This is a genomic window from Wenzhouxiangella sp. 15190, from assembly GCF_003417465.1.
Classification (GTDB): domain Bacteria; phylum Pseudomonadota; class Gammaproteobacteria; order Xanthomonadales; family Wenzhouxiangellaceae; genus Wenzhouxiangella.
Genome location: NZ_QVMV01000022.1, coordinates 1 through 6,088, shown reverse-complemented (window position 1 = coordinate 6,088; position 6,088 = coordinate 1). Strand labels below are relative to the sequence as shown.

Genomic DNA, 6,088 nt, shown 5'->3' with positions numbered 1-6,088 from the left:
CGCCTCGGCACCGATCGTGCTGGCGCAGGTCGCCGAGGCCGGCAAGCTCGAAAAGGGAGACCGGGTCGCCCTGCTAGGCATCGGCTCGGGGTTGAACTGTTCCATGGCCGAGATCGTCTGGTAGTCCCCGAAAACCGGGACACCCATGATCTATTGGGCGGGAAAACTAGGGCACAAGCCTGCCCCTCACGCACCCTTTTTGTCATATAAACGGACCATTAGTTGGCCTTATGATCCGTTTATGGAACGTTATCCATCGTCTGTCCAATCACCTTGAAATCTGCTAGTATGATCTATAAATAGGGCGCAATCGCATTTTGTGACCTGTTTATGGAGCGCTAAGACCAATGGCAAAGCCTGCGCACAGAAGCTATTCACGTTATGCTCGCGAAGCTGTAGAGCTTCTCGGGCTGATGATCCGTAACGCGCGCGTGGAGCGCGGCCTCACGGTCGCCGACGTCGCAGAGCGTGCCGATATTTCACGCGGCCTCGTCCACCGAATCGAGAAAGGCGAAATGGGCTCATCGATCGGCGCGGCCTTCGAGTTGGCCGCCATTGTCGGGCTGCACCTGTTCGAATCCGAGCCGACGACACTGACGCGGCACCTGTCGATGGAGCGCGACAGGCTCACCCTGCTGCCGAGATCCGTCCGCACGGGAACGACAAAGGTGAAAGATGACTTCTGATCGCCCCGACACCAAAGCGCCGGAGGAGGCCTATGTCTGGATATGGCTACCCGGCGCGACAGAACCGGTCGTCGCCGGTCGCATCGCACGCGACGGCGAGCGGCTGATCTTCAACTACGGTCAGAGCTATCTGGACCGCCCCGAAGCGATACCGATCTTCGAGCCGGAACTGCCGCTACGAAGCGGCGCGATTGCGCCCGAGGCCGGGCTGAGCATGGCCGGATGCCTGCGCGACGCCGCGCCCGATGCGTGGGGCCGTCGCGTTATCCTGAACCGGGCCTTCGGACGCAAGGGCCAGGATGTCGATATCGCCGTGCTCGATGAGCTGACCTATCTGTTGGCCTCCGGCTCCGACCGTATCGGCGCGCTGGACTTCCAGCGCTCCCCTTCCGAGTACCAGGCGCGCGCGGTCCAGAACGCGACGCTCGAAGAGCTGCTGAACGCCGCGGAGAAAGTCGAGAGAGGCGTGCCGCTGACGCCCGATCTTGATCAGGCGCTGTTTCACGGAACGTCGCTCGGCGGCGCACGCCCTAAGGCGATGGTCCAGGACGGCGATACGAAGATGATCGCCAAGTTCTCGTCTTCGACCGACACCTACAATGTGGTGAAGGCGGAATATGTCGCCATGCGCCTTGCCGCCAAGGCGGGGCTCAACGTCGCCCCTGTCCGCCTTGAATGGGTTGCCGGCAAGGACGTGCTGTTGGTCGAGCGCTTCGATCGCACGAAGACGAATGGCGATTGGACACGCAAGGCGATGGTTTCGGCGCTCACGCTGTTCGGCCTCGATGAAATGATGGCGCGTTACGCCAGCTATGAAGACTTCGCGGAAATCATCCGTCACCGCTTCACATCGCCAAGGGCGACGCTGCACGAGCTGTATGGACGGCTGGTGTTCAATATCCTGTGCGGCAACACTGACGATCACGCCCGCAACCATGCAGGCTTCTGGGATGGAAAACAGCTGACCTTGACGCCCGCCTACGACATCTGCCCGCAAAGCCGTTCCGGGAACGTGGCCAGCCAGGCGATGCTTATCGTCGGGAACAATCGGACAAGCACGCTTGCGACGTGCCTTGAGGCGGCGCCGAACTTTCAGTTAGGCGATCAAGCGGCGAAGGACATCATCACCCGGCAAATCGGCATCATCCGCAACGGGTGGGACGACATCTGCGACGAAGCTGATCTAAACGAAGTCGAGCGCAACCTGTTCGGTAAGCGCATCTTCCTGAATGAGTTTGCCTTCGAAGGTGCGCCAGAGGGGCTGCAGCAGGCCTAAAGACATCTGAAAACCAGGACACGGTGTCCTGGATTTCTTGCCTAGATCTTCCGTTTTGATTCGCTTGGGGATAATGCTCGTGGCTCGCACACCTCTCAGAAGGGGTTGCTGGAATTTATGGTCGAGAATTGATCCGGCGGCTGTCGACCTTATCGAAACGAACCCTCGGCCGGTCGGAAGATGACAGGGACGGGCGCGGCCGTTTCGTCGCCTTGGTTTTGGGCCCAGGCCAGCAGGCTGCCGTCGCTGCGGATCTCAGTGGCGCTGAAGATATGCCATGAGCTTTCTTCGGGCAGCAAGTCGTTTAGGTTCAGGATCAGCCCCTGCTCCCAGACGAAGCCGGACTGGCTGCCGTCGGCGTCGAGGCCGGTGCCGGCGACGACCCCGGTTTCGCTGACGGTCAGCGCTTCGGTGTAGCCACCGCCCAGGCTCGGCAATTCGGTCATGCCCTCTTGAGCCGACCAGATGAACGCGCGCAGCACTTTTTCGCTCCCGGTGCTGCGGTCCGGCACGTCGTGGACCGCCGAGGTTCCGACGACCTGCCCCTCGGCATTGGCGGCGCGCGGGATGGTCAGATCTCCGCCCAGCGATGGCAGCAGGTACAGATTGCCGCGTTCGGGAAAATCGGTGCTGATGATGTCGTAGAAAAATGCAGCCCCACCGCCGGCGAATAGGCCGCCGTTGGTCGGGAAACGCGGCCCGCAGGCGGGACTGCCACCGCCAGGGGGTTGCAGAAAGGACGAAGAAATGACTCTGAAGTCCGGATCTTCAGCCAGACCGTAGACACCGAAGAACTGATCACCATTGTTTGAAGCACCCAGCGCCAGGTGACCGCCGACCAATTCGCTTTGATTCAGCTGCACCGGCTGGCCCCCGGCAAGCAGCAGCACCCTGCTGCCCGATTCGTCTACTTGCTGGCCCACCAGAAAGCCGCTTTCGGTGGCATCAAACAGACGGCCCTGCGAATCCGGACCGATGCCAGTGGCCACATCCAGACTGACGCCATTCCAGACCACCGGACGAACAAAACCCTCGGTATCGCTGGACCAGCCGAAGGCCAAACCGTCGTCGGTAACGGCGTTGAGGACGGTCTGACCCGTATCTCCACCCAGACTTCCAACAGGGAAATCAATACCACGCACACGGGTGTAAGAGCGCAACAAACCGTCCTCGGACAAGCCGGTCGCTGCAAACAAATCACCGTCGAGACCGCTGCCAAAATTCAGGTCGCAGGGCATGATCTCGGGTGGGAAGGTTGGACTGGTATCAAAGGCCAGCTCGAACTGGGGCCGGTTGACTTCGATGGTAATGATGCCACTGTCGGTCAAGCCGACCCGGTTTAGGATCTCGTAACTGGCCTTGTCGACGTAGCCAAACAGGGCACTGTCGGGCGTCAGGCCACCGCTGGTGTATTCCAATACACGCGTAGTAGCCCAGCTGCCGGAGAACTGAAGGCTACCCACAAACTGCCCTAGTGGTTCGGCATCCTCCAGCGACAAGGAGCCGTTGGCCGGGTTGTCCACCGCTTCGCGCGGATCAATGACCACCTCTGAGGCCACGCCGGCTTTCACGGTGAAGTCCTGCGCGGTCGGGATGACCGAGCGGTTGACCGTCAAAGTGGCCGTATCGACATAACCATGCTCATTGCGCACCGTATAGCTCATGGTGTCCGTCCCGTCGAACTGGCCATCTTCAACCTCGAACTCCAACAGCTTGATCTCGCCGGTCGCGTCCATCTGGGCGCGGTACCGATTGCCGGCGTCCGTCGATCGCCAGATACCACTCGGGTCAATGATCTGCAAGGCACCGCCGATATAACCAGGCTCGTCGTTTTCAACAACGGAGACTTGGACAAACGTATTACCGTCCATCTCGATCCCGACATCGTTGGCAACGGGTTGCCATTCCTCCAGCGGGGGAAACTCAAGGTAGGTATCAGACTCGGTCCGGGCCGGGCTGACCCTGAGCATGAAGGTGCTCGAACGCGCCTCGCCGGGATTGGAGACCAGGATCCAGGCTCTGCGAGGGTCGGCCTGACCCGCCGGCGACAGGGCCGAAGCCACCACCGCGGCATCACCCTCATCAATTTCTGGATTGTCGGCGCCAGGCTGGTTGTAGGCTCGGATCAGTGTACCGCTGATGTTGCTACAGTCGCCTTCTATCGCCTCGGACTGTTCGGTGAATGTTTGGATCATGGGGCCGGACGAAAGCCACGAGGTGGTCTCGTAGTTGATTTCATAAAAATGGTGCTGCTCGCGCGGCGGCAGGACCAGTTCGACCAGCGTGGCCGACAAGGGCTCGAGATCCAGTTCGATTTCTCTTTGTGCGCTGGTCGATAGCGTCAACGTGGGTATATCGCCGGCCAAGGACCCGGAGTTGGGCTCGCAGCGATGGGTATATCGATAGCCGGCGCTGCTGGTCGCACCCTGGACGGGCAGCTCGATATCGCCCACGAAGAGCGCGTTAGCAGCCCAGTGCCAATGAGCTTCGCCGAGGGTATCGAACGGCGTCCGGATTTCAACGAAGGAGCCGGCAGCCGTGGTCGTCAGCCCCTCTCGCAAGATGCGGCTGACGCCGCGCACGTCGGCCAGGCCACTTCGCAGCAAGAGGTCGAACCAGAAGTGCTCGGTCTGGTAGTGAAAGCTTTGGTCAGTCGATTGCAGTCCAACATCAACCGGGCGTTCTTGGCGATGGATGGTCAGATCCGGGTACTGAACCAGCGCCGCCGTTCCCTCGGTCAGCCAGCGCCGAAACGGTGAAAGCTGGTAGTCAAATTGAATAGTGTGGAATAGCTCGTGGCGGGTGGTGGACAGGGCGACATCGACGTCGTTGCTGTTGCCAAGCGCTTTCGTACAGGTCCAGGCGTTCCTGGTCACGCCATTGTAATAACCACGGAAATCCTTGCAGGTGCCCCGCGTGGTTTCATCGGCCAGGTAATAGATGTATTGGTCCTGATCGTTGGTCTTTAGCCTGGGTACAGGATTGCCCACCATGTCCGTTTCGAACTCTTCCAGCCCGTCTTCCAGATGCGGGCCCATGGCGGTGTAAAGGTCGCTGTAGTTCAAGCCACACACCGACGGGTCGCCTTCTGACGCATCGCAGCGCACGTCGAAGGGGGAGGCTGACGACCGGGCGGGATCCCAGTTGGGACCGGTCTTCCAGGTGGGTAGACGCTCGCCTGGACGAGCGTTTTCGGCCATGGGCAGGTATTCCTCGACCAGCCAGTCCAGAATGGGCTGGGTTGATTCGGTCTCCATCCACGGATGCTCCACCAGCACAACCTGGGTCGGAAAGTCCGCATTACCGATCATCGGCAGGTCGACCAGGTAAAGTTGGTGGTCGGGATCGTAGACGCCGTTGATTGGCATCCAGATATCGGGTGCCTCGCGGGGATCCATCTCGTGCTGCATGCTGAACTGGCCCCAGCCTTTCATCATCGGCACCAAGCGGTCGGTATCGGCACCGGAGGGAACGGGAATGGCCAGGATGAACGCTGCCCGGCCTTTTCCCTGCAGCAGGTCGGTTTCTTTCTCCAGGTCCGGGGCAAGCAGTTCGATCAGGTCGCCCAGCGGTCGAAAGTGCTCGCTGCGCTCGGATCCGAGCAAGTCTTCGGGTGGCGTTCGGCGCCGCAAGATCACCCTCTGCGACGCATCCAACGCTTGCGGATGAGAACCCAGCAGGAGGTCATCGTCCACCGCGGACAAGACCCCGGGAATGATTTCGTTGGACGACGATAAGTCGCCCTCGAACCGATCGGCGAACAAATCGTCTTCGCTACGGGGAACGGTCCATGCCAAGGTGATAATCAGGCCGAACAACAAACCAAACCAGGAGATTCTCATAAGAAGACGACACCGTGCGGCTGTTTAGTAATCCCTTCTTATACGAGAAACCGGCACGAATGCTGCCACAAAAACCGGGACAGCCACGATTTTCCTAACGGCTGGACATAGGAGATTTCGAACAGATTGTGGGTGTCCCGAATTCCCGTCCCGAATTCCCGGATATCGTGGCGGGCATGATCGAGCGCGGGGAGGTGGATTACGCGCTGATCGTTGACGGTGAATCGAGCAGGCAACTCATCGACGCGACCTGCGAACGGTTGCTGGATCCGGCGGTCGATGAA

At 60.2% G+C, this 6,088-nt stretch carries 4 protein-coding genes; 3 read left to right on the top strand and 1 reads right to left on the bottom strand.

Features of this window, described 5'->3' with window-relative positions:
• Positions 1 to 13: 13 nt before the first annotated feature.
• The 3 genes from DZK26_RS14705 to DZK26_RS05570 all read left to right on the top strand — a co-directional run bounded on the left by DZK26_RS14705 (position 14) and on the right by DZK26_RS05570 (position 1,962).
• Entirely contained in the window at positions 14 to 124 is a 111-nt protein-coding gene (locus DZK26_RS14705; RefSeq protein ID WP_404976169.1) for a hypothetical protein, read from the top strand.
• Positions 125 to 347: 223 nt separating this feature from the next.
• Positions 348 to 686 carry a helix-turn-helix transcriptional regulator gene (locus DZK26_RS05575; RefSeq protein WP_116896791.1) on the top strand — a complete coding sequence of 113 codons (339 nt, stop codon included), beginning with the start codon at positions 348 to 350 and terminating at the stop codon, positions 684 to 686.
• Positions 676 to 1,962 carry a type II toxin-antitoxin system HipA family toxin gene (locus DZK26_RS05570; RefSeq protein ID WP_116896790.1) on the top strand — a complete coding sequence of 429 codons (1,287 nt, stop codon included), beginning with the start codon at positions 676 to 678 and terminating at the stop codon, positions 1,960 to 1,962. Before DZK26_RS05575 ends, DZK26_RS05570 begins: the two co-directional genes overlap by 11 nt.
• A 149-nt stretch (positions 1,963 to 2,111) precedes the next feature.
• Here DZK26_RS05570 and DZK26_RS05565 read toward each other — a convergent pair whose 3' ends face one another.
• Positions 2,112 to 5,759, bottom strand: a complete 3,648-nt coding sequence (locus DZK26_RS05565) for an Ig-like domain-containing protein (protein WP_147306567.1) — start codon at positions 5,757 to 5,759, stop codon at positions 2,112 to 2,114.
• Positions 5,760 to 6,088: the final 329 nt, after the last annotated feature.